This window comes from Alkalihalobacillus sp. R86527, from assembly GCF_042466185.1.
Taxonomy (GTDB): domain Bacteria; phylum Bacillota; class Bacilli; order Bacillales; family Guptibacillaceae; genus Guptibacillus.
The window spans coordinates 3,392,913-3,417,778 of sequence record NZ_JAXHBW010000001.1; the positions used below are offsets into that span (position 1 = coordinate 3,392,913).

Annotated in this window: 26 protein-coding genes and 1 other annotated feature; of the genes, 10 read left to right on the forward strand and 16 right to left on the reverse strand. The window is 39.4% G+C overall.

All coding sequences use genetic code 11. From position 1 onward, the window contains the following. Window positions 1-8: 8 nt before the first annotated feature. Together SJY16_RS17655 and SJY16_RS17660 are read left to right on the forward strand one after the other, a co-directional pair. Window positions 9-659 (forward strand): response regulator, encoded by a 651-nt coding sequence (locus SJY16_RS17655; RefSeq protein WP_377891249.1) that lies wholly within the window; start codon window positions 9-11, stop codon window positions 657-659. 116 nt (window positions 660-775) lie between these two features. Continuing rightward, a complete protein-coding gene (locus tag SJY16_RS17660; RefSeq protein WP_377891251.1) occupies window positions 776-1,342 on the forward strand; it encodes an NADPH-dependent FMN reductase in 567 nt (188 codons plus the stop codon). A gap of 146 nt (window positions 1,343-1,488) precedes the next feature. Here the strand turns inward: SJY16_RS17660 and SJY16_RS17665 are convergent, their stop codons facing one another. The 8 genes from SJY16_RS17665 to SJY16_RS17700 form a co-directional block, all read right to left on the reverse strand. Next, a complete protein-coding gene (locus SJY16_RS17665) occupies window positions 1,489-2,928 on the reverse strand; it encodes an NADP-dependent isocitrate dehydrogenase (protein WP_377891253.1) in 1,440 nt (479 codons plus the stop codon). A 165-nt stretch (window positions 2,929-3,093) separates the two neighbouring features. After that, the gene (locus SJY16_RS17670; protein WP_377891255.1) at window positions 3,094-3,666 is read right to left on the reverse strand and encodes an SCO family protein; all 573 of its coding nucleotides are present in this window, start codon (window positions 3,664-3,666) and stop codon (window positions 3,094-3,096) included. A gap of 227 nt (window positions 3,667-3,893) precedes the next feature. After that, window positions 3,894-8,171 (reverse strand): S8 family serine peptidase, encoded by a 4,278-nt coding sequence (locus SJY16_RS17675; protein ID WP_377891256.1) that lies wholly within the window; start codon window positions 8,169-8,171, stop codon window positions 3,894-3,896. A gap of 693 nt (window positions 8,172-8,864) precedes the next feature. Then, complete coding sequence (locus SJY16_RS17680; protein WP_377891257.1) at window positions 8,865-9,182, reverse strand: ArsR/SmtB family transcription factor; 318 nt, start codon at window positions 9,180-9,182, stop codon at window positions 8,865-8,867. Window positions 9,183-9,304: 122 nt separating this feature from the next. Next, entirely contained in the window at window positions 9,305-10,201 is an 897-nt protein-coding gene (locus SJY16_RS17685) for a cation diffusion facilitator family transporter (RefSeq protein ID WP_377891259.1), read from the reverse strand. Window positions 10,202-10,395: 194 nt separating this feature from the next. Beyond that, window positions 10,396-10,542 carry a hypothetical protein gene (locus tag SJY16_RS17690; RefSeq protein ID WP_377891260.1) on the reverse strand — a complete coding sequence of 49 codons (147 nt, stop codon included), beginning with the start codon at window positions 10,540-10,542 and terminating at the stop codon, window positions 10,396-10,398. A gap of 35 nt (window positions 10,543-10,577) precedes the next feature. Then, complete coding sequence (locus SJY16_RS17695) at window positions 10,578-10,700, reverse strand: hypothetical protein (protein WP_377891261.1); 123 nt, start codon at window positions 10,698-10,700, stop codon at window positions 10,578-10,580. Window positions 10,701-10,802: 102 nt separating this feature from the next. After that, window positions 10,803-11,129: an ArsR/SmtB family transcription factor gene (locus tag SJY16_RS17700; protein ID WP_377891263.1), complete on the reverse strand. Its 327-nt coding sequence runs from the start codon at window positions 11,127-11,129 to the stop codon at window positions 10,803-10,805. Window positions 11,130-11,392: 263 nt separating this feature from the next. Between SJY16_RS17700 and ctaG the strand changes: the two genes are divergently transcribed. Then, window positions 11,393-12,298, forward strand: a complete 906-nt coding sequence (gene ctaG / locus SJY16_RS17705) for a cytochrome c oxidase assembly factor CtaG (protein ID WP_377891265.1) — start codon at window positions 11,393-11,395, stop codon at window positions 12,296-12,298. 41 nt (window positions 12,299-12,339) lie between these two features. Here the strand turns inward: ctaG and SJY16_RS17710 are convergent, their stop codons facing one another. Continuing rightward, window positions 12,340-12,807, reverse strand: coding sequence for a hypothetical protein (locus SJY16_RS17710; protein ID WP_377891266.1), 468 nt, complete (start codon window positions 12,805-12,807; stop codon window positions 12,340-12,342). A gap of 149 nt (window positions 12,808-12,956) precedes the next feature. Here SJY16_RS17710 and SJY16_RS17715 point away from each other — a divergent pair, with 149 nt between their 5' ends. Further along, window positions 12,957-13,694: a TraR/DksA C4-type zinc finger protein gene (locus SJY16_RS17715; RefSeq protein WP_377891268.1), complete on the forward strand. Its 738-nt coding sequence runs from the start codon at window positions 12,957-12,959 to the stop codon at window positions 13,692-13,694. 37 nt (window positions 13,695-13,731) lie between these two features. Here the strand turns inward: SJY16_RS17715 and argS are convergent, their stop codons facing one another. The 3 genes from argS to SJY16_RS17730 form a co-directional block, all read right to left on the reverse strand. Then, window positions 13,732-15,417 (reverse strand): arginine--tRNA ligase, encoded by a 1,686-nt coding sequence (argS, locus tag SJY16_RS17720; protein WP_377891270.1) that lies wholly within the window; start codon window positions 15,415-15,417, stop codon window positions 13,732-13,734. Window positions 15,418-15,462: 45 nt separating this feature from the next. Then, window positions 15,463-15,681, reverse strand: a binding site (T-box leader). A 55-nt stretch (window positions 15,682-15,736) separates the two neighbouring features. Further along, window positions 15,737-15,919, reverse strand: coding sequence for a hypothetical protein (locus tag SJY16_RS17725; RefSeq protein ID WP_377891271.1), 183 nt, complete (start codon window positions 15,917-15,919; stop codon window positions 15,737-15,739). 230 nt (window positions 15,920-16,149) lie between these two features. After that, a complete protein-coding gene (locus tag SJY16_RS17730) occupies window positions 16,150-16,464 on the reverse strand; it encodes a hypothetical protein (protein ID WP_377891272.1) in 315 nt (104 codons plus the stop codon). Window positions 16,465-16,623: 159 nt separating this feature from the next. Here SJY16_RS17730 and SJY16_RS17735 point away from each other — a divergent pair, with 159 nt between their 5' ends. Next, on the forward strand, window positions 16,624-16,791 hold the full coding sequence (locus tag SJY16_RS17735) for a YfhE family protein (RefSeq protein ID WP_377891274.1): 168 nt from the start codon (window positions 16,624-16,626) through the stop codon (window positions 16,789-16,791). A gap of 178 nt (window positions 16,792-16,969) precedes the next feature. On the opposite strand, the gene SJY16_RS17740 is transcribed toward SJY16_RS17735, so the two are convergent. Next, the gene (locus SJY16_RS17740; protein ID WP_377891276.1) at window positions 16,970-17,611 is read right to left on the reverse strand and encodes an N-acetylmuramoyl-L-alanine amidase; all 642 of its coding nucleotides are present in this window, start codon (window positions 17,609-17,611) and stop codon (window positions 16,970-16,972) included. A 154-nt stretch (window positions 17,612-17,765) separates the two neighbouring features. Here SJY16_RS17740 and SJY16_RS17745 point away from each other — a divergent pair, with 154 nt between their 5' ends. Next, window positions 17,766-18,329 carry a sigma-70 family RNA polymerase sigma factor gene (locus SJY16_RS17745; RefSeq protein WP_377891278.1) on the forward strand — a complete coding sequence of 188 codons (564 nt, stop codon included), beginning with the start codon at window positions 17,766-17,768 and terminating at the stop codon, window positions 18,327-18,329. Further along, window positions 18,326-18,964, forward strand: coding sequence for a hypothetical protein (locus SJY16_RS17750; protein ID WP_377891280.1), 639 nt, complete (start codon window positions 18,326-18,328; stop codon window positions 18,962-18,964). The genes SJY16_RS17745 and SJY16_RS17750 overlap by 4 nt, the downstream gene beginning before the upstream one ends. 45 nt (window positions 18,965-19,009) lie before the next feature. Here SJY16_RS17750 and SJY16_RS17755 read toward each other — a convergent pair whose 3' ends face one another. After that, window positions 19,010-20,059 carry an ABC transporter permease gene (locus SJY16_RS17755; protein WP_377891282.1) on the reverse strand — a complete coding sequence of 350 codons (1,050 nt, stop codon included), beginning with the start codon at window positions 20,057-20,059 and terminating at the stop codon, window positions 19,010-19,012. A gap of 21 nt (window positions 20,060-20,080) precedes the next feature. After that, window positions 20,081-20,935, reverse strand: a complete 855-nt coding sequence (locus SJY16_RS17760) for an ABC transporter permease subunit (protein WP_377891283.1) — start codon at window positions 20,933-20,935, stop codon at window positions 20,081-20,083. 167 nt (window positions 20,936-21,102) lie between these two features. Between SJY16_RS17760 and SJY16_RS17765 the strand changes: the two genes are divergently transcribed. The 3 genes from SJY16_RS17765 to SJY16_RS17775 all read left to right on the forward strand — a co-directional run bounded on the left by SJY16_RS17765 (window position 21,103) and on the right by SJY16_RS17775 (window position 23,527). After that, window positions 21,103-22,032: a hypothetical protein gene (locus tag SJY16_RS17765; RefSeq protein ID WP_377891285.1), complete on the forward strand. Its 930-nt coding sequence runs from the start codon at window positions 21,103-21,105 to the stop codon at window positions 22,030-22,032. Then, window positions 22,013-22,894, forward strand: coding sequence for a protein-glutamine gamma-glutamyltransferase (locus SJY16_RS17770; RefSeq protein WP_377891287.1), 882 nt, complete (start codon window positions 22,013-22,015; stop codon window positions 22,892-22,894). The genes SJY16_RS17765 and SJY16_RS17770 overlap by 20 nt, the downstream gene beginning before the upstream one ends. Before the next feature lie 93 nt (window positions 22,895-22,987). Next, window positions 22,988-23,527 (forward strand): GNAT family N-acetyltransferase, encoded by a 540-nt coding sequence (locus SJY16_RS17775; protein ID WP_377891288.1) that lies wholly within the window; start codon window positions 22,988-22,990, stop codon window positions 23,525-23,527. A gap of 32 nt (window positions 23,528-23,559) precedes the next feature. Here the strand turns inward: SJY16_RS17775 and SJY16_RS17780 are convergent, their stop codons facing one another. Further along, window positions 23,560-24,837, reverse strand: a complete 1,278-nt coding sequence (locus SJY16_RS17780; protein WP_377891290.1) for an MFS transporter — start codon at window positions 24,835-24,837, stop codon at window positions 23,560-23,562. Window positions 24,838-24,866 lie beyond the last annotated feature (29 nt).

Here is a 24,866-nt window from a genome sequence, read left to right on the forward strand (position 1 = left end):
GGATAGATATGAACATTAAACTTCTTCTTGCAGATGATCATTTGATGGTCCGAAAGGGGCTACGACTCTTCCTACAAACGCAGAAAGATATTGAAATTGTTGGTGAAGCATCAACTGGACAAGAGGCTGTTAACTTAGCGGCAGAACTAAAGCCAGACGTAATTTTGATGGACCTCATCATGCCAGAGATGGATGGAATTGAAGCAACTAAGCAAGTAAAGCAGAACCTACCGAGAACTAAAATCATCATCCTCACAAGTTTCGGAGACCAAGAACATGTTTTGCCTGCTATACGTGCAGGAGCAGAAGGCTATCAATTAAAAGATATCGATCCAGACGAACTTATTTTCACAATACGTGCTGCTTTCAAAGGGCATCGTCATCTCCACCCTCAAGCAACTAATCAGATCATTTCACATATGTCTGAGAAGGATGACAAAGCAGACGAACCAAGGCTCAATATCCTAACGCCGAGAGAACAAGATGTCTTACGCGAAATTACGAGTGGAAAAAGCAACAAAGAAATCGCTACGACGTTGTACATTACAGAAAAAACCGTAAAAACTCACGTAAGTAGTGTCCTTTCAAAACTCGGTCTACATGATCGAACACAAGCAGCGTTACTGGCCACCAGAAAAAACTGGTTTGATGCTAACTAAGACTAAAGGCTGAGAATCTATTCAGCCCTTCTGTGGATTCTTGTCACTTATAATTTTGATAATCTATTAATAGAAGCAAAGCCAAACTATTTTATTAGATTGGAAGGAGTTTAACTATGAACATTCTCGTAATCAATGGCAGTCCAAGAGAGAAATCGATGACACGCAATTTAACGAATACCATTATCGACCAGCTAGATGAGAAAGGAATCAATGTCTTCTCTTTTGATGTTAACTTTCATGAGCTACCACTGTTCAAAGGAGAGTCTAGCGATTTAGAGCACCCAGAGGTGAAACGCCTCGTACAATATGCAACGAAAGCAGATGCTTTCTTTCTTTGCTCTCCTGAGTACCATAATGGGATGAGTGGTGCTCTAAAAAACGCACTTGATTTCCTAGGTGGCAGCCACTTTAAACACAAGCCTGCAGCCCTCGCATCCGTTGGTGGTGGAGGAAAAGGTGGAATCAATGCCCTTAACAACATGAGAACGGTTATGCGAGGCTTATATGCTCTTGCGCTACCAGATCAGTTCTGTGCTGACCCTACATGTTTTGATGAGAAAGGCGATATGGCAGATAGTAAAGCGAAAGAACGATTAACAGTTGTAGTGAATGAACTAGTATCCCTCACCACCCAGGTTAGCCAAAGCTCAGCACAAAAACAACAAAACGCATCCAGCTAAGGATGCGTTTTCAGATTGTTGAGAAAGTCTTAAGAACCATCTCCCACAGTTATGGTGGTGATTTCCGCTTCTGGATGCTCCAATCAACAGATAGGGAGCTCAATAACCAGGGTTTCTCTACAAACAGAAGAGCGCAAACGGCGCTCTTACTGACCTTGTGCTAATGAATAAGCAATTTTCCCATTGAAACGATAGAGGTTTTCAATCTTAATCCAATCAAGCTCTTCATCTTCAATGCGTGAAAGCAATTCACGAATCTCTGACTGCTTAACCTGTTGTCCTTCTCCCTTATGGAAACGACAACGCCAATGGTCAGAAAGGAACGTCTCAGAGAAACCATTAGGATATACTTTGACACCTCTGTTTGTCATCATCACGAATTCAAACGTATCTCCTGCTGCTCTTTCAAGCTTTTGACCAATTTCATCAACTGTAAGAGTGTTGTTGAATAAGAAGACATCCGTTCCGTCTAGTTCACGTTCCACTTCATGTTTAGGTCGTTTAAAATCTTTTTCTTTTTGAATGGTTTTCTTACTATACGTAACTGGTTCAAGGGTAGATGGAGATTGTCCAAGACGGTCAACAACAGCTGTAGCGAATTCTTTCGTTCCTACAGAAGCTTTTCCTCTTGCCATATCACCTGTTAAAACGCCATCTTCAAGAGTTTTCAACCATGCATTATGAACTTTTTCTGCAGCTTCAGGCTGTCCAATATGAACGAGCATCATGATTGCTCCATGTAAAAGTCCAGATGGATTCGCAATTTCCTTTCCTGCGATATCAGGAGCACTTCCGTGAATCGCTTCAAACATTGCGATTTCATCGCCGATGTTCGCAGATCCTGCCAGCCCTACGCTTCCTGCAATTTGGGCTGCGATATCTGATGCAATATCACCATAAAGGTTAGGAGTAACGATGACATCAAACTCTTCAGGCGTATCTGCAAGACGCGCCATACCGATATCAACAATATAGTGGCTAGATTCGATGTCAGGATATTCAGCTGCAATTTCTTTAAATACTTGATGAAATAATCCATCACTCAATTTCATAATATTATCTTTGACTAAGCACGTAACTTTTTTGCGATTGTTTTGACGAGCGTATTCAAATGCATATCGCACAATGCGTTCAGAGCCAGGACGAGAAATTAACTTCAGGCTTTGAACAACATCAGGAGTTTGTTGGTGTTCGATTCCTGCATATAGATCTTCCTCATTTTCACGAACGATCACTAAGTCCATGTCTGGATGTTTATTTTCGATCACTGGGCTATAAGATACACAGGGGCGAACGTTTGCATACAATCCCATAGCTGTTCTTATCGTAACGTTCAAGCTTTTATAGCCTCCACCCTGAGGTGTTGTAATCGGCGCTTTCAAAAACACTTTTGTTCGACGTAGTGAATCCCATGCTTCTTGTGGAATCCCAGTAGAGTTGCCTGTAAGATAAACCTTTTCACCTACATCGATATACTCTGGCTCGATCTCTGCACCAGCTTTTTCTAGAATGTGCATTGTTGCTTCCATAATTTCAGGACCTATCCCGTCCCCTGTCGCAACTGTAATCGGACGCTTTTCTGCCATGGTTCTCTCTCCTTCTCTCTGGTCAATCTCAAAGATTCTATGATAAACCATTTATGTTATCGCTTTCCTTCGTTATTATAGAAACCCTGTTGTTTTTTGTCAATTTAGCAAGGTACAGTAACGGAATGCTATAAAACAAAAGAACCTCAATCAAGAGGTTCTTTTTTATTGTAGTGCTTTCACATCGTCTACGATTTCTTCGTACTTAACGTTCGAAACACCTTCATATTTTTTTACGACAGTTCCTTCTTTATTAACAAGGTAAAAAGAAGTACCGTGAGTAAATTGGTCAGAATTTGGATCTGGTAACGCTAATGTTTGAAAGCTATTCTTTGCAAATTCTTTTATTTCATCTCCATCATATCCTGTTAGAAAATGCCAGTTAGACAAATCTGCATCGAATTTCTGTGAAAATGTTTCGAGTTGTTCCGGTGTGTCACGTTCTGGATCTACACTAAACGATACGATTTCTGCATCGATATCTTTCTCTGCTAATTTATCTTGAATTTTAGACATATTGGAAGTCATAGGCGGACATACCGTATCACAATTCGTAAAGATGAAGTTCGCAAGCCATACGTCGCCTTCTAAATCCTTAAGACCAAAATCATTGTTCGTGTGATCAGTATATGTAAATTCCTCAACTTCCCAATCAAGATCGTCGGGTACATCTTGTCCGCATGCCGCCAACAGCAAGATACTGATAAGGCCGATAATCAATGTTAGTTTCTTTTGCATTACTCTCTTCCCTCCATACGTAATCGTTCTCCTTCTACCATATATGATATATAATCGACTTGCCATACGTTTTATTCGTTAATTTTGATCATTTATTGAAATAGCAAGAGGCTAGGATCTAACTAGCCTGAAATGTTTAAGACAAAACATAAAAGAGTGGCCCGTAAACAATGACATTGTTCACGGACCACTTTTATTACTAGGTTTTCTCCCAGCCTCTATTCATTCTATTCATCTACATTGATATTCAATAAACCTTCAGCGATTTTCCTCGATTCATTTCCATATGAATCCTTTACTTTCACTTCCACTTTAGTGCCTTTTGCCACAACATTAGAAGTAGCTGTCCAATACCCTTCGTAATGCCCTTCTGATACTTCCATCATTGGAAATTCTGTTACACTATTAGGCATCATAGTTGGATTTACGAGAGGCATTTGAATTGAAAATGTAGCCTTTATTCCAGGTTTACTATCAAACTCAATTTTCACCGATTCACCAGCTTGAAGATCTTTAGGTTGATCAGGCTTTACATTGCTAATCTCCAACTCTTCTTGTTGGGTATAAACAGTAATGGATTGCTTTTTCTTATTTCCTGCTTTATCTTTTGCTACAACTTTGATTTTGTTTTCACCTTGCTCTAGTAAAATGCGAAGCGAATACGTTCCATCTTCTACTTTCGCTTTTGTACCATTCACTTTTACCCAAGCAAGGTTTTCATCGCTGATATCACCTTTGACTGTTACAGAACCTTTATTCGTTTTCCACTCATCTTTTGGAGAAGTGATTGTTAGCTCTGGCTTATCTTTATCCAAAATGACGAGAACGGCATCAGATTCTTCTGTCATTCCTCTGTCGGTAGCTGCCCGCGCAGTCAAGCTATTTTCTCCTTCGCTCAATTGAACTTCTTCTGCAAAGTAACCGTCATCATCCGAAGATGTCGTCACTTTCTCTTCACCATTATTATAAAGGTGTACTGTAGTGGAAGGTGCTGTTTCCCCTTCAACTAGTATCGACGTTTTATTCGTATAAGCGTTATCTTTTGGAGAGGTAATCATAGGTGCTGTTAACTCATAGTCAACAACTGCACGAATCATATAGTTCCCTTCTTCTTCAGGAGCCTTCGACCATGCTCCACTTACATATTGCCAACTACGGTCGACATATTCTCCGTCCTCATCTGTAGCAAGTCCCGGAGCATTTGGATTATCATCTGCTTGAATATAAGTGAGATAAAAATCACCTTCTACAATAACTCCCTGATCAGCGAGGTCGACCATTGTCCATTCACCATTTCGAAGAGCCGTTGCGTCAATTGGACCAGCGAGCTTCTTCCCTGGTGCTCCATCTGGACCTGAAGCATCATGAATTTCAACTTTGAAATCTGTCCCGCCTGGGTTTGGCCATTCCGTATTCCAGAATCGAAATAATCCTCCTGTTACAAGGGCGCGTTCTTGACCTTCTGCCAGTGACATTTTAACGGCCCAACCGTTACCAGCATCATAGAACGCTCGTGCATTTTCTGCCGTGCCATCATCATAGCCAATCTCCCCTTCGTACCCAATAAATGGAGAAAGCTCTGCATGTTGAACAACGGTTTCACCAGCTTCCACTGTGATGGTAAATGTTTCACTATAGTAACCAGCCGCAAGAACTTTTAACGTATAGTCTCCTTCATATCCTGTTAATGAATAGTGACCTTCTTCATTGGTTTGAACTGGTGCTATAGCAGCATCTTCTACTAGTAAGACGGTCGCGCCTTCGATTGGTTCTCCCGTTTCACTATTCGTTACTGTTCCTTCGATCTCTCCCTCAGGAATGGCTTCTAAAGTGAAATCAGCTTCCGTTATTTCATCATCAGCTATTGTTACTTCCTGAGTTTCTGATTGATACCCATATGCTTCTGCAATAGCTGTGTATTCACCTGCTGCATGAGTCATGGAATAGCTTCCATCTTCCAAATCTGTCGTTGACGAGCGCCCTGTTTCTACAATAGACACTTCTGCTTGAAGCGGCAATGCTTGAGGTGCTGGGGCTGGCTTCTGTTGATCAGGAACTTTCACATCGAAAAGTGGTGTAGGTTTAAGTTTGCTAGGAACGACCTTCTCTTTCGCTTTTACGCTAGATTTCTCAACAACCGGCTGGGTAGAGGCTTTCATAGTCTTCTTAGCAGCGACTTCCATCGGCTCAGATGATAACTTCACATCATCAATATACCAGCCCTGCTTCATCACACTACCATCCGTTTCAACGTGAAAAGCCAAATAAATACGTTGATTCTCATAAGAAGATAGATCAACCTCTTCACTCATCCACCCATCAGAAAGATTATTGTATTCCCTAAGGGCTTCCCAATTTTCCTGATCGGTTGAAATGAATAAATGACCATAATCATAGTTTCTTTCAAGTTCATACCACTGACTAAACTGAAGATATGTTTCACCATCTCCGAGATCAATAGGTGGCATCATTAACGTCATATTCGAACTGTTGTCATATGCTCCATCAAGGTTAGTACCATAAACTTTTTCTCCGGAGAAGGCTTCAAGATCGGATGGTGCTCCCCACTCCCAAGAATTGTTTTCACCCCAGCTCATCCATCCATCAGGGTCTGATTCAAAATCACTCTCATAGCCTGTTGTGATGCCAGGAATAATTTCCACTTGATAGTCGTCTGTTGTAACAACATGTCCGCCATAGTCTTCAACTTTAAATCGATAACTAACGGAAGGTTCATCGATATTTTCACCAGGTATAGTAGCTTGATAGGTTCCAGAAAGGTAGTTTCCATCAACTCTCGTAGCACCTGTTGAAATCCATTCTCCCTCAAAAGCATATTCAAGCTCTACATTTGTTACGCTGACATTATCTGAAGCCGTGATGGTCAAAGGAAGATCCATTCCTGCATAAGCTTCTGAAGCTGCCTCATGTTGATAGGTTGGCTCTTCTTCATCATTTCCTTCCTTCATGACCTCTCCTTCTAATGTACCAAGACCACTGATAACAGAAGAAACGGCATCAAAGGCATTTACTAATCCATAACCGTAACCATTATTAGGAGAATCTGGAAATTCATCATCTGTAAGTGGCGTAACGGTACTGAAAAAAATGTCTTCGATTTCATCAACCGTTAACGACGGATCTGCTTGAAGAAGAAGAGCTGCAATCGCTGAAACGTGAGGTCCAGCCATCGATGTACCATTCCATCCTCCTTCATAGTCACCCCCTGGTACTGCGGAACGTATATTGACGCCTGGAGCTGAAACGTCAGGTTTTACTTCATCATAAGGGGACGGTCCTTGCAGTGAAAAGCTTCCGAGTGAATCATTAATGTCTGTCGCTCCTGTAGCAAATGACTCTGGATAATTTGCAGGTGTAGCGATTGACTCTGGGCCCCCTGGATTAAATAACGTTGTATTTCCAGCTGAAAATTCAGGGAATATATCGGCATTTCGCCAATTTTGAACCATTGGACGATACCACTCATCAAGACCTGGCCCGCCTCCCCAGGAGTTATTCACTACGTCTGGTGCTTTTTCTGGATGTGGATTTCCTTCAGCATCTTTCGGAGCAATAATCCATTCTCCTGCTTCAAGAAGATCAATATCTGATCCTCCATCTTCGCTAAATGCCTTAACTGCAATCCACTTCGCACCTGGAGCAACTCCGATTTGATTTGAACCATCCTGTTCAACTCCAACCATCGTACCCATCGTATGTGTTCCATGTGCAAGGTCATCGTATGGAGCTTCTTCGCCGCTAACAGCATCAAACCAGTTAAATTCATGATCTACTCCTTCGGAACTGTAACCTCTATACTGTTCCATTAGAGCCGGATGATCCCACTGAACACCGGTATCAATATTGGCAACGACCGTCCCCGCTCCATCAATTCCCATACCCCAAACTTCCGGAGCTCCTACTCGTTCAATATTCCATTCAATCGATTGAGTATCTGCCATTGTCTTTGGCTTTGTTTTATCTGCAACTGGCTGAATCTGTCTTGTTTCATTAGGAAGTATCTTTTCCACTTCTGGCATTGATGCAAGATGCTTCATTACTTTTTTCGTTGCAGTTACTGCCATCCCGTTCACAATGTAAAATGATTTTATGTCTTCGGCATTGCCTTTTTGCTCTTGTTGTTCTAAGTAAGTTGTGACACCGGCTTGCGTTTCAATAGCAGTAGCTCTAAGTGCATTCACGACTGCAGATCGTTGTGTGATCTCTGCTTGCAATGAAGTTAAATTCTTTTTCTTAGCGTTATCTTTCGCTTTTTTGGCTGCTTTTGTGGTGTCTGCCTGTTCAGCAAATTTTATCAAAAACGTCACTTTTTCGTTTTTCTCGAAAGCTTTGGTTACTTTCTTATTGATTCGATCGCTTTCATCTTTCATCGATACGGACGATGTGTTTCCGGCGTTTGCTTGCATGGCTGGCTGCATGAAGCTCGTGATGAGGAGAATAAAACAAGCAAATACCATGAGCATTCTACGTCTTTGCTTCTTCAAATTTCTTCCTCCCTTATTTGTTGTGGTAAAGCGTCTCCTCCTCCCTCCTGTGTTCCAACTTTATCCTCCATGCTATACCAGTATTTATCAGAATAAAATCAAAAATGACAAAATTTTCAGAAAATACATCAAATAAACCATTGTACTTTTAATATAAAAAAGTGACTTATCTCCTGTTTATTTCTTCCAAAAAGATATAAGAGTTTATATCCTTAGATTTATTCAATACATAGGTCTATTCACCTATAATCGTAAAACACAACTAACAGCTAAGACCAAATAACTACAATTCATTTTCTAATCTTTCAAGCTCCACAAAAAGTAGGATTTTTATCAACATTAAAAGATAATCTTTTTATCATTTATTGAAATTTCTATAAAATATACGATTTTTCGCTAATGATCAGGTCGTCAACCCCTAATCGATTTACACAAGAATTCGACAAGCATCTCGAAATCACACTCATAAAGTCGCAGTAAACAAGTATGAAGTCCAATTTGAATTAACCGTAGGAACCTGTGCCCAGATCACCATAAGAAATAAAAAACCGACGTTATCTTTCGTCATTCGTTTTGCAAACTCATATCCTAATGCATCAGATGTTACAGGAATTAGTGCAGTCTCAACGTATATTTCTTCATTATTTCGATTAGTTTAAACCTTTGAACATTAAAGTTTTAAAAAGAAGAAGACTAAAAGCAAGCTTCTTCTACTTTTTCTAACAAGTGTTTTAATATGGCTACACTATCCTCTAACTGAAGTGAATAGAAACGGGTCGTACCTTGTTTAGACGCAGCTACCAGTCCTACCTCACGCAGGATTTTCAAATGATGAGAAATCGCTGGCCTTGATAGTTTTGATTTCTCAGTGATTTCATTTACACTCAACCGATCATGATTACTTAAAAGCATAATGATATCCTGTCTATAGGGATCACCTAGTGCTTGAAAGATCGGAGTGCTTTTACGAAAAAGTTCAATCGCACCGTTATGTTCCATTTCATTATTCATAGGAATCCACATCCGTTCAAAAGTTTAAACGTATAATCTAATATGATAATAAGAAAGATAAAGATGGTTGTCAACTTGACCCCCCACCTTTACTATCTTATTTGTTAAGAGGCTGTTTATTTCTAACGATCGTCTGATGCCGATTCTTCCATCAGACAATTTTCGTCTTGATAATCAACTTGTATTGTTAGGTGCTCTAAATTAAGCTCCTCTACAAATTCTTGTATTCGTTTCTTTAAGTTAATGATCTCCGCTTTTTCAAGTGATTCTTCCACAACAATATGTGTACTTAAGACGTGCTGTTCACCGTCTAATGACCATAGATGAGTATGATGGGTAGAGATAATGCCTGGTAGAGCTGAAATCTTATTTGTTATTTCTTGGAAGTCCACACCTTCAGGTACAGCGTCCAAGAAAATCATGACTGTTTTTTTTAGGTTCTTGACCACATTAATTAAGACATAAACCGTAATCATGATTGAAAGAATCGGATCAAGAATCGGTATATTCTTAAACATCAATACAATGCTCACGATCAATACTGCTACCCAACCAAGTACGTCCTCAAGGAGATGCCAGGTCACAACTTTTTCATTCATGGATTTTCCACTTCTCAATTTAAGAACTGCCGCCCCATTAACAATAATCCCAAGAATAGCAAGAACCAGCATGCCACTAGCCTGAACTGGCTCAGGATCGAGGAGACGCGGAACTGCCTGAGTCAAGATAAAGAGTGATCCTCCGATTAAGATAATGCTGTTGATTAAAGCCCCAAGAAGAGAGAATCGTTTATATCCAAAGCTGAACGTCGCATTGCTTCCCTTGTTGTTCGATTTCTTTTGGAGATACCAAGATATTCCTAGTGACAGAGAGTCTCCTAAATCATGAAGGGCGTCAGACAAAATCGCCATACTATTTGTTAATAGGCCACCTATGATCTCAATGATTGTAAAACCAAAATTTAGAAAAAATGCCGTCTTAATATTTTTAACAGAATGGTGTTGATGGTGGTGTCCCATCTTATCCCTCTTTTCGATAAATTGACATACCGTTCGCCTTTATTATGTATACCTTCTCTCAAAACTTTTCTAACATAAAAAAAAGACCTTCCTCTTTGGAAAAGTCCTCTTATACATTACCAAATGCCCAGACCCAGTAGGCGACTCCCCATACTGCGCTGATTATAAGTAATATGATTAGCAATCGAATATTTTTACTCCTCATTCTCAGGCATCTCCTTTTGACTCTCTACCTTTCTTTCTTTTCGTTTCATCATATATAGAAAGAAACCAAACAGACCAAAAACCACAAAGAAGAGTACCGTCGACATGACGACCAAAATCGATCCAATGTCCATCATCTCGTCCACCTTCCTACAAAAACAATGTTATTCTCTTAACCACTATAAGATAAATAGATCGATAATGCACCTATCACTACCATCGTTATAAAGGGCAGAATAAACGCAAAGAAAATAACAGCTGATTCTGTTTTATGCTGCTTAATTTTAGTTAACATTCTTATTCCCCTCTCGAACTTGCTACCCACATTATAACGTTGACTATCTTCATTCAACATTCAATTTTATGAACGTTTCCGAACTTTTTTTAGGATTGTTCATTAATCATGGCATGCATGATTGATAGCCTGACTCAAAAGAGCCATCACATGTTTATCATCTGGTGAATAATAAATGCTTGTTCCTGCCCTACGAAACTTTACAAGTCTTAAATTCTTCAAAAAACGCAGCTGATGTGAAACGGTTGATTGAGATAACTGGAGACCTTCCGCTATTTCACTTACGGAACATTCATGATCGGCTAGGAGATTCAATATCCGAATTCGAGTAGGATCGCCTAGAGCTTTAAACGTTTGTGACACGATAAATAATGTTTCTTCGTCAAGATCCAGGTGCTCAAGGATAACGTCTTGTTCTTGATTATCCATAAATCCCCCTCCATTTTATATGAATATACGTTCATGTATCATCCTGTTGTCATTCTATGTGATGCTTCATTCTACTGTCAACTAAATGTAAGAATGTCACGGTTCCTTCACACATTCCTTTGAGGGATTGTTGTATTTCGCTACATTCCTTCTTACAATATTGGTAGACACTGCTAACTAATGAGATTTTCGTAAGATATGGTATGATGGGTATGTTGATTTACTACTTACTGGCTTATGAAATATAGATGGAGGTGTTCCTTATGTGGGAACAATTATCGAGCACGTTTTCCTTTAGTGCTCTATGGAGTCCTGGGTTAATGGTAGGAGCCATTTTTGTGGCGATTCTCTACTTATTACTAACAGGGCCATGGAAGAATTCATTCAAAGATGCAGCTCCTTTCCCATTGTACAAGAAGCTGTTCTTTCTTTTAGGCGTATTTATTCTCTATATTGGTTTTGGAGGACCATTGTCCTTAATGGGACATTTACTCTTAAGTATCCATATGACTGAGATGGCGCTTGTTTATTTAATCGCTCCGCCATTGATGATCATCGGTACTCCAGCATGGGTATTAAGACCAATACTCAACATTAAAGTTGTGCACAAACTAGTGAAGTTCTTTACATTTCCAATTATATCGCTTCTCTTATTTAACGGGCTATTTTCTTTTTATCATATCCCTGAAATTTTTGACTACTTGATGACCCACTATACAGCTCAAGATATTTATAAAATTGCTCTGATTTTATCAGCGTTTGCAATGTGGTGGCCGCTTGTTTGTCCGATTCCAGAGTATGATACGCTATCTGGAGTAAAAAAACTTGGATATATCTTTGCGGATGGTGTTCTGTTAACACCTGCCTGTGCATTGATTATTTTCGCTTCTACACCACTGTATTCTACTTATACAGACCCAACAGTATGGGCAACAGCAATGGGGTACTGTGTCCCTGGTGGCACCGTAGTACCTCCCGAGCTATTTGCTCAATTCAAGCCACTCGGTATCATGGAAGACCAGCAATTAGGTGGAATCATTATGAAAATCATTCAAGAGATTTCCTATGGTTCTGCTCTAGGCTATATCTTCTTCCAATGGGCGCGAAGAGAAAGAGAAAAAGACGATGAAGAGTTACAATCAGCTAATTTTCGTATGACAGAAGTATAACCAAAACAGGCAGTGAAGAAGTAACTTCTTCACTGCCTGTTTTAGTTAGATCGTCGTTGTATTAACAAAGCACGAAGGGCAAAACCTACCATCACCCCTATTCCTATCCCTATGATAGGAACAAATGTAGGTGGAATAGGTAGAGAAACATTCGAGTAAATGACTCCAATCGTTGAAAAATATGCGGCTGAAACAAAAGGGAGAGTTAAATATGATGGAGTAGGCATATTGAGTCGCTCAAACGCCATCACATAACTTTCATAGATTGCAAATAAATACACACAAGGGTAAAACATCGCCCATTCATAGTTTGTCACACTGATTGCAAGCTCTGACTTACCTTGAAAGCTATACAGGATGTTCATATTTAGTTTTGATTTCACATTAATCATGAATTCGAGAAGGATAAAAAAACCTCCGCGTATATAAGCACGATTAAGGATTTGTCCAAACCCTGGAAACGCAATACTCCACAATAGAATTTCAAAAGGATAGAGTTTTCTTTTCATCTTATCACCAGTTTCTCCACGACTTGTACATTATTACTTTTTCCAAATAAATGGAATTGATTCTTTATCTTTGGAATTATTTTCAGAAGTAGCTTGTTTCTCTTTGCCACATACTACAGATATCCATAATAAATAAGGAGGCTGTATGTATGCTGACAACCAATCAGCTTCGTTCATTTAAGACAATCATAAAGAACCGTTTAGCAGAAATTAAACAACAGGAAAATTTTGAACAAGAAGACTTTGGTCTATCGCAAACCTTTGTTCAACAATCAACTGGAGAGCTATCCAATTATGATAACCATCCTGGAGATACAGGAACAGAGTTATTCGAGAGAGAGAAAGATCTCTCTTTAGATGAGCATTTAAAGCAAGAAAAAGCAGAGCTTAACCGTGCGCTACAAAGAATCAACCAGGGTAAATATGGTGTTTGTGAAGAATGCGGAAGAGAGATTGCTTTTGAGCGCCTTGAGGCGATGCCTACTGCAGTAACTTGCGTTGGTCATTCTCCTTCCAACCAAACATCCCAAAATAGGCCTGCAGAAGAAGATACGCTAAGTCCACCTTTCGGAAGATTCGACAACGACAATAAGGATGCAAACTTCTTCGACTCTGAGGATTCGTGGCAACGTGCTGCAAGTTATGGTACTTCAGAAACGCCATCCGACTTCATCGACCCTAAAAAGGATTACGATAATATGTACGTCGAATCGAATGAACCGAATGGATTTGTTGAAGAAATCGAAACGTTTATTACTTCTGACATTGATGGAAAACCGACAGGCGTCATACCCAACGAATCACATGAACGATATGAAGAGAAAATCGATGAATACGAGCAGAACATGTTTGAAGGATCTTTAGAGGATACAGACTATACCGGTTAATAAAAAAAAGCGCCGATCCATAATGGATCGGCGTTTCTTACATTTCTTGCGGCGCATGTAAACCAAGTAGTCTCAAACCTTCTGTTAGCACGATAGAAACTGCAGCAACTAAGTTCAGCCTTCCGACTTTTTGATATTCATCATCAAGGATTCTCACCTGACCATAATATTTATTAAATGAGCGTGAAAGGTCGATTACATACTTTGCCACTAGAGATGGATCAAAGTCTCTGCCTGCTTTTTGAATGACTTCAGGAAAGTCATTAAGAAGCATAATGATTGGCCATGCTTTTTCATCATCAACACCCTGGATTTCGCCTTGTGAATAATGCCCTTTGCGTAAGATCGAACATGCTCTAGCATTCGTATATTGAACGTATGGGCCTGTTTCTCCTTCTACTCTCAGCATGCTCTCAAGTGAGAAGTCGATATCATTACGACGATCATTCTTTAAATCATGGAACATAACTGCTCCTACGCCAACATGTTGTGCAATGATATCTTTATTTATAAGAGAAGGATTTTTTGTTTCGATATTTACTTTAGCAAGTTGAATCGCTTCCTCTAGCACTTCTTCAAGGAGGACAACCTTCCCCTTCCTCGTAGACATCTTTTTACCATCCTTTAACATCATTCCAAACGAAATATGATGCATGTGATCTGCCCAATTAAACTCTAGCTTCTTCAATACCTCAATCAATTGTTTAAAATGTAACCTTTGTTCATTTCCTACTACGTATAATGACTGACTGAATCCAAATGTTTCATAACGGTAGATCGCTGCAGCCAAATCACGCGTCGCATACAATGTCGCTCCATCTTTCTTCTTTATCAAACATGGAGGAAGGTTATCATCATCCATTTCTACGACGAGAGCCCCTTCAGACTCTTGTAGCAATCCTTTGTCATCGAGTAGATGTACAACGCGATCCATTTTATCATTGTAGAATGCTTCTCCGTTCGTTGAATCAAAAGATATATCCATCAGTTCATAGATGCGATTAAACTCTTGTAAGGATTCTTCCCTGAACCACTTCCATAACGTTACCGCCTGCTGACCGCCATCTTCAAGACGCTTAAACCAACTTCTTCCTTCGTCTTCTAGCGTAGCGTCTTTTTCTATTTCTTCATGAAATTTAATATAAAGTGCTAGCAATTCTTTAATTGTATTCTGGCGAACTTTGGCTTCATCGCCCCACTTTAAATATGCAGCGATCAACTTACCGAACTGCGTTCCCCAATCACCAAGATGATTGATTCGTATCGGTTCATATCCTATCTTGGCTAAAATTAATGCTAAAGAATTTCCTATAACAGTTGAACGTAGATGCCCCATCGAAAACGGCTTAGCAATATTCGGAGAAGACATGTCGATTGGAACCTTCCCACCTTCACCAACTTCGCTTGTTCCGTATGTTTCTCCGCTCTCCAAAACCTCACCAATCACTGTGGAAGAAGCCTCTTTTTTTTCTAAGTATAGATTAATGTAGGCTCCAACAGGCTCACATTTTTCAAACAGAGGATGTGTGATTTTCACAGCTAATTCTTGAGCAATTTGCTGAGGAGATCGCCTCATTATTTTGGCAAGATCAAAACACGGAAAGGCAAAATCTCCATAACTTTCTTGGCTTGGTTTTTCAATACGTTTGATGATGTTCTCGTATTCAACCTTCTTCTCAATCGCATGATACAGTTCATTTGCAAAGACACCTTTATAATCCAAATCAAATCCTCCTCCTTAAGTAAACAAAAAAACTCCGCCTCTACGATTAGAGACGGAGTTTTCCGCGGTACCACTCTTATTGCCTGGTTACGACCACCAGTGCCAACTTTTATTCCGTAACGGGGAAAACCGACCATTCCTACTTCTATTTGTTCAGAACAGTATCTTGAAAGTCCGGTTCATGCATGCCTCGGCTCCAGGCTCACACCGTCCCCGGATCGCTTATCCCTTAACAAACACTACTCTCTTTCGCATAGACGTTTTTATATTACTATTCAGTATAGCCAAACCATGCAAGAAATCAATATGTTTTTGATAATTATCCCGAATGTTGTTCCTGTCGTTCTGCATCGGATAATCCTTCTTCGTAAGCTTCACGGTAAATAGAGGTCATATACATATAAATAAGCTGTCTTACTTTAGGTTCAACGTTGACGACTTCTAAGTGCTTCATACATCGATCGACGGCGAGCTTTTCTTTTTGAGAGTTTCTAATCGTCATCGTAAGAACCACCTTCCGATTTAATTAACTTAATTATACATTACTTAAACAACAAGAAACCATACATTCGACATAACTTATCATAACCTTCATCAAAATGATACAAAAGCCCAGCAGTCTCCATCTTTCATCTGAGTCTTTTCTCATATGCTTCTTTTATTCAACTTCTTCTCACTATACAACTATTGAACGTTATAGATACAAAAAGAACGAGAATGTGCCCTCAGAGCTCATTCCCGTTCCACTTTTTCCATTTCTTCGATCTTCGGTTCTTTTGAACCGTGCCACGCATAAGCCACGTTGTACAATTCACCTTCATTAACTAAATTCCACGTGAGTTCATCTTCCACAACAAGCTTTTTCGCTTCACCTTCACCCTCTGGTTGAACAAACACATAGTATTCGTGATGCTCGCTTTCTTTACTTATGATCTCACCTCGTTCAATGTGCTCTTCATGAACATACGTATACTTTCCTAGCAGAAGAGCTCCAACTATTATGAGTAAACTTCCTATTATTAGATTGGTTAATTTCTTTCGGTTCATAGTTCCTCCAATTTATTAGACGACATTCATTTACTAATAAGTTACCACAAAACTTGGTTTGATAACAAAATTAGACTTATATGTTTAACACAAATTCTCACAGGGTACCGATTATTATAAGCCGATAGTTACTTTATACTTACAAGGAGGAATAGCATTATGGCTAAGAACTCTCAATATCAACCGATACACGAAAAAGGTTTTGAATTAAGTGATGCACAAGAAGTCGCATACGCTAAGGAATTTAAGAAAGCAGATATCGCCGGTGGCGTTCGCAAAACGAAAGTAAAACGAGCTAAAAACGAAAATCCTGATTTATTAAAATAAGAACGACGAAAGAGTCATGCATCTTGCATGACTCTTTTGTATTATAGAGAATGTTGATTTCCGCTCCAAACATTCATGATGACAACAGTACAAAATAACATTATAAAAAGAGAAAACCTTAAACTTTCTTATGAGAATGCAAAGGGACTTCCTGACTTCTTCTTGATCTAAAAGTCTTTTAATCCTCCTGCTTGATGATTGCATCATATCCTTTCGCTTTTAATTCGTTACAAAGCCTTAGTGCATGATTCTTTTCTTGAAACGCGCCTGCTTGCACCACATATCTTGACTGCTTCATAAACTTTATAGCAGAAAGTGCGACTGACTCAGCGAGCTTTAAACGAAAGGAATGCGTATGAAGTCTTGCCATGTCATCAATAGAATCTAAGAAACCGTATTCAACTATAATCGTCTCAACTGAACCGGTTAAGCGGTGCATATAGTAATAATCGCGGTTGTCACTTCCCTTCCTTGAGAATATTCGTCGTAAAGGCATACCCGCTTCCTTTAAAGCATGACCTGCTGCTGTAGCAAGCTTTCCATCTGAATAGATGGAATGAATGACTTCTGCACCTTTTCCTCCCCCTGCATTGAAATGATTGCTGATACAAATTGATCCCCCTGAACTTTTGACCTTATTTGTACGATTACTAGGAGTTAAACCCTTATCTTCCGTCCTTGTTAGCATCGTTTGAATTCCTAGATTCTTAAGAAACAACTGCTGATGCAATGATACCTCTAATGTCCAATCCTTTTCTTTTATTCCTTTCGCACATGCACCAGGATCTGTTCCTCCATGTCCTGCATCGATAATAATCATTTGTCATCTCTCCTCATTCTTTTTTTCCTTCCTCAATATATCGATTTAAAAAAGGAAAAAGGGGCACCTCTGTAAAAATACTTATAAATACATGCAACCTTTGGTAATAAATACCGTCTTTAAAAGAAAAAAGGATTTTAAAAGGGCTGATAAGATGAATGAAATCGATCTTAACTTAATAAAGCAAAAAGAAATTTCTTCATATACAACTGTCCAAAAAACACAGCTAATTGAAAAGCTTATGTCGCAATTTGGTGAATCCATCCTTAGACTTTCTTATACTTACGTAAAGGATTGGGGCAAAGCGGAGGACATCGTTCAAGAGGTTTTTCTCACCTGCTTCCTCAAACTTGATACATATCGTGGAGAAGCTTCCTTGAAAAATTGGCTCTATCGAATTGCGGTTAATCGCTGTCATGATTACGTGCGAAGCTGGTCATTTAGAAACATCGTCCCTAGTACAATGCTTAAGTTAATGAAATCCCATGATTCGTCTCCAGAGTTATTACTCGTACAAAATGAAGAATCCTTAAAATTACGTAATGAAATATTGAAGCTTCCTATTAAATACCGTGAATCATTTATCCTTTTCTATCATGAGGATTTATCGATTAAAGAAATTAGCCACCTTCTCGATACAAAAGAAGCTACGATTAAATCTCGTCTGCATCGCGCCCGACGCCTGCTTGAATCCAGCCTGGGTGGAGAAAGTGAGTGAACGAAAGCATGGAAACAAAAGATATGAAAAAACAGGTGAAAAGTGCAATGTTCCAGAAAGAACATTTTACTGAAGCAAAAAAAGAAAAAATGCTCGAAAACATTCTTATCCAGCACTATTCCAGACGCCCTAGAAAGAAGAGCATGGTACTAGAATGGGTAGGAATCGCAGCTTGTCTCTTATTACTTGTTACAACAACTTTTCAATTAACTGGAACAGAAATGTGGTTTCCTACGAACAATAACTCTGCCGAAGAAGAACGTGATTCACCATCTATTAACGCTGCATATATGAAACGCTCTACAGAAATAGCCAAGCGAGACACGGATATTCTTAATGTCACTTATTTCGCTAAAGGAAGGACCCTTCATTTAGAACTGATGGTACCTGAGACGATGTCAGAAGCGAAGATGAAAGAATCTGCTAAAATCTATCTGAAGTTATTATCCCATCTCTACATTGAGGAATATAACGGTCTTGGCGATCTATGGCGCTTCTACTCAGTCGATATTCTCATCACAGCCGAAAACGAATACGTTATACAAAATTATTTTGGGGACAACCAGGATTCAATTTTATTGAAAGGGACGAAAGCAAGAGAAGACACAAGCATCGACTGGCTATCAACAAACTAATAACGCTCAATACCAAAAGCACAACCTTAAAGGTTGTGCTTTTGGCTATCTGTTGACAGCTTTTCGTTCTTCAAATTTCTGATCCTCTTGCTTGATAAAATAAAACGAACTAGCTGAAACCTTCCTCACATCAGTTACACATGCCTTTTCTTTTCTTCTTCGCTTTATTACTGCCTGTCGATCTAAAGTCTGCTTATATCCTTCAAGAGCAATATTCACTGAGAAGATAACGAGCACAAAGAAAAGGATCGGGATAAGAGGGATCCATGTATTATACGGGAGAAATTCATATGTAGATCCAATTAGACCTGACCACTCAGAGGAGACGGAACGATATTCATCTCCTAACGTTGGATCAGGAGAAAAAAGTGTCCCTCCAAAGAATAATTTCAATAATCCGAGATGGAGCAATAGAATGAACACGTTGTTCAACTGTTGTAGGAATATAATCGTCAACCTTGGCCACAAATGAGGTAAGATGTGCCTGAATAGTATACTCATCCTAGAACCACCAAGAATTCTAGCACCTTCGATATAGCTCTTCTGCCATAACGAGTTCGTTTCATTCGATATAAGTACGGTGGTTGTTGGGACAGCGACAGCAGTTAATATAATCACTTCAAAAATGGCTCGTTCCCAGAAGTTATATTGAAATGTGCCCTCCATCCCATTCTCCATTAATACTCCTCGTAAAATAAAATAACTCAATAAAGAAATCGGGATATACTGCATAGCGTCAACCAATCCAGACGTTACTCTAGATGTTTTCTTTGTGAATGTCCCCGAGATTACTCCTGCTACAAACGACAGTGATAGCCTCATACATGCTATTAGAATTGCGATTCCAATTGTGTATTTGGCACCGATTATGATTTGATGAAAGAGGTGATAGCCTAACTTATCCGTACCAAAGGGTTGTACTTGTTTAGGTGTTAATGGAGCTTTATCGATTAAATTTCCATCCTCATTATAGAGCATAAAGGTTTGCGGAATTTCGTCATCATAGACGACAGTATAGTAAACACTCCCTCCAAAGAGTAGTAATAGAATAAGCATCCCAATAAGAAACATTGGATTTTTAAGAACAGTTCGCATCTCTTATCCCCCCTCTCATAATTACAATGCCTCTGCTTTTGAAACGCGTTCTGCAAGTAGCTGGTAGAGTGCTAGTATGATAAAAATCGGCACAAAAAGAAGAAGTGCGCTAGCCGTAAATATTTCAGGATTCGGATGCCGATAAATAAACCGGATGATTCCATTCAAATTAAAAACGTATTCCATAATGAATAAATTCGAAAGTGCAAACCAAACGATTGATTTGGAATGAAAATAAATTGGTAATAAGGCATTTCGAAACATATGTATAAACACGAGTGCAGTACCAGTTAACCCTTTCGTTTTAGCCAGTTCGATATATGGCTTTTCTGCTTCTTCTTCAAAAACATGTAGCATAATTCGATAGAACAGTAAGGCTGGCAAAATCGATAGGACGAGTATAGGTAACGTGTAAATTCGTTCATAAGAAACAATATCTACAAGAAGAATGCTTGTCTTCTTATAGAACCAAATCACGCCAATCTGAACACATGCAATAATAAAAATATCTGGTAACGATTCAAACAAAAATGATATGCGCTTTATGATTCGTTGAAATGGTCTTGGGAGCATAATCGTGATATAAGCTGCACCAAGCCCTACTAAGAAAGCTACTAGTAAAGCGCTAAACAACAAAACCAAGGAGTAGGTCAAATATGTAAAAAGCTCAGGAAATAAAGCATAATGATTATTTCCTATTCTAAACGTGAGTTCTTTATAGTGAATAAGCTTCTGTATCGTAGCTATCAACCGATCCACATAACCTCCAATATCAAGCTTCATGCCATTAAATAAACCCGGAAGTGCACCAAGCAACAAAACTCCAATTAATGAAGCTAAGAATTTCACCCCAATACGGTAGACCCCTCTACTCATGTCAATCCCCTTTCTTACTCTGTAAATTTCTCCCTTTCACTCTTGTAGACGTAAGCTATTCTCAAAGGTTTCAGGATGAAATGATGAAATTTCAATTTCTCTCAGTGATGAATCCTAATAATGGTGAATAGGTTGATAAAAGTAGCTTTATGAGAGGAGGAAATTCTATGAACAGCTCACTTGAGATGATTCGGAATATAAATGGAATAAAAGCTCTCAAGAGTCATTTCACTACCCTCATCGAACAAGATAATAAGCTTGCTGCCTCACATGTAAACAGTGAGGAAGTTTCATTTCCAACGCTTTATATCCTTTCATCTTTAATAACTACAAATCATTTAACAAAGTATTTATCAGACAGAAATAAGGTTGCACTCGCACTACGAAAAGATATCCTAGCCAAAGAACGTTCTCCCGCTACACCGTTCCCATACTCGATATGTGAAACCCCTCAACTCATTCAATCTGTTTTAAGGTGGATCGTGGACACAGGTGCACAAGAAAACTTGAATTCCAAATACCGCTTTGTGTTAGATCGTTCTGCAGGGTTATTAACAACCATTTATCATGATCCTTCTGATCTTCCAGCTGTTTCGGAATTATTGTTTAAGAGAAACCACCAAGGTCATCCAACACATTATTTAACTTGGGCTTATTTCTCTTCACAGAACGTCAGTAGTTTATTACCGATTGGCGAAAGATTAGTATCTGGTGACCAAGTTGAAATGCAATTTGCGATGGAGCTACTCCATTTTATTCCCGGACTAGATGATGCAGATGAACCTTATGACCATTTTAGAAACTGGTATGAAGAAAACCTCCCTTATCTCGTTCTAAATGAAGATAGCTATGAGTTGACTGCTCAATTAGAACCTTACTGTGTTGATTACATGATGAAATACAAAGAACAACAAGAGAATAGCCGAAATCACGATGCATTTCATGCTTTACCTGCAGAAACACAAAAGATGCTTGGGGATTTTTCATATAAATTAAGAAAGTATTCTCGATTAGAATGGAGAGAATGGTTGAAAAGACCTCTAGATGCGCAGGTTCAATCGATTGAGGAGGTAAACCATGATACTTATAGGAGGTAAAGAAGCAACGATTGAAGACTTTGATGAACGTATGATTCATAATCAATTTGAGCGTAACGTACTAGAAGCTCTACTTTCCAGTTTGCTTCCCCACACATACAGTTCTCGTAGTGAAGTTGTATTTGAAATGCAATTTCGTTCAGCTATTACAGCAAGTGCTCGGGAACTTTATTATAGCGGGGCTCAGTTCGCAGACTTTTATAAATCAAGATGCAATCCAATGTTTTGGGATCTCTTACCTGATGGCGCGTTTCAACTAAAGCCAGGAATTCCTCCTTCCGAAGCAATTATCGATATCTTTCGAAATGGAAGGGTTTATGCGTTCGAATGTGCCACCGCAATGATTATCGTATTGTACAAAGCTGCCTTAAGAATGCTACCTCCTGCTAAATTCAACACCTTGTTTGCGGATATTCGTTTATGGGGATGGAAGTATGATACTGACCTACGTATCATTCATAATATTCCAACACAATACGTTCCTGGAGATATACGCTATGTGAAAAACCCTGATGTTAATCCATTAACTCCTGAATGGCAAGGTGAGAATGTTGTAGATATGGGAGATGGCACTTTCTTCGGTCATGGACTTGGGTTTCGTACACTTCCAGGTATTATCGATGCTCTTGCCAGGAGACGACGCCCTGGAGCAATGAGGATGCCTTACATTCTAGAAACGGCGACGCGACCAGGTTTCTCTTATTTATATCAATTTGCAACAATGCGTCTTGAAGAACGCAGGGAAAATGTATTGCTATTCGACGATCAGTTAGCGAATACTTCTGTATCAATAGATGAGTACAATCAGAAACAAGGTGAATTATTAAAGGAATATATTACGATTCGTTTCCCTGAAGCGTAAAGGAAGTCTTGGTTCTTCCTTTCACATAGATGGTTGCCCACCACTCTTTGAATGGTTCTGCATATAGTATAAGAAAAACGGACGGTGCAGAACATGGACACATTCCCTACGCTTATTACATCACGCTTAGTACTAACTGCTCTCCATCCAAAGGATGTCGAGCCTTTACTTTCTGTTTTCGGAGACCCTCTTGTTACGTATTATGATACTGGTGAAATCATGAAAACGAGAACGCAAGCTATTCACTACATCAATGCGTTTAAAGATTCTTCCTCTATCGCCACTACAAATGCCATACGTTTTGCAGTGCGCTTGAAAAGCACCAACCAATTAATCGGGACCGCAGGCTTCCAAAACTGGGATCGCACGTCGTCCAAAGCTGAAATAGGTGCTGTTCTTGCTAGGGAATATTGGCGAGGAGGTTACGGTATCGAAGCAGCAAAATCCATCATTGATTTTGGATTTAATAAAATGAGATTACACAAAATCTATGCCCAAACAATTCAAGACAACGAATCAGCAGTAAAACGATTAAAGCAGCTTGGCTTCAAAAAAGAAGGCTGTTTTAGAGAGCATATCTTTCTCCATCAAAAATATTTTGATGTACTCGTCTGCTCATTGTTCCATAAATAAGCTCCTTCCGATGATTTGGAAGGAGCTTATCGTTATGCTGTTTTCTTTGGAGGTGGAGATAAGAAGGCTGCAATCGTACCGAGGATCGGAAAGATCAAGATAAGTAACAGAATCTCCGTATACCCTCCAAACGTATCGTAAGCTACACCGAAAGGCAAAGGACCAAATGCAGAACCAATTACCATGGTAGTAGTAGCGATTCCTTTTATACTTCCGAGGTTCGCTCTTCCAAAGTAATCAGGCCAAATAATATTAAGCGTAATCCTCTCGATTCCCCCAATGATTCCCCACAATACACCGAATACGATAGCAAGAATATAGGTATCCACTTGAGTTAATAAGAGAATAAAAGCAATCTGTCCGATGAAAGATAGTCCCAACACGATATGGACGTTCACACGTTCAAGGATAAATCCAGAAACCATCGTTACTGGAAAACCAACGATCGCCATTATACTTAAGATTAGAGCGGCAGTATGATCTGGAACCCCTTGCTCCCCTAATATTGAAAAAAGATGAAACGTAAGCCCCGTATTTACGAGTGCAGGAATACTTACACAAAATAATATCAACCAAAAAGCCCGTGTTCTCATAGCTTCCTTTACTGTCCAGTTCGTCTCAAACCCTTCTTCTTCCTCCTCATCCATCTTCTCTTCCTTCCTTTTAGCAAGCCTCTTCTTAGAAATTGCATTATCAGGAAGCAAACCGATGTCCTCAGGCTTGTTTCGAATCAAAAAGAAAACCACTGGCAGAAAAATAATGAGGATGGCACCACCCAGAATTCTCCAAGCATTTTCCCAACCAAATGAAGAGATTAACCATGTGTTTAGAGGTGGGAACGTTGCAGAACTCAAAAAACCACCTATTGCCATGAAGCTTAGTGCTCTCCCTCGCTTAAGAATAAACCATTGTGGGACTAGCGTATTAGGTACAAGAGTCATAGACCCTTGTCCAAACAAACGTAGCATAAAAAAACCGATAAATAACATCACGGGCCCCACTACAAAACTGTTCCATATACAAGCTACTGCGAGTAGCGAACCGACGATCAGCATCATACGTCTCTGACCAAATTTATCTACCATTCTACCAATTATAAAAAGTAATAAGCCAGCCGCTAACGTGGCCGACGAATAAATACCAGAAACGAGTGAACGACTCCATCCAAAATCTGATATATAGTGATCAATAAATACAGAAACCCCATAGGTCTGCCCTGGACCAGAAAAGAATACACCTACGGCAGCTGCTGCAACTATCAGCCATCCATAGAAAAACGGGGATTCCTTTTGCTTTGACGATTGCTGCATTGTGAATCTCCTCTCCTAAAGGTATTAAT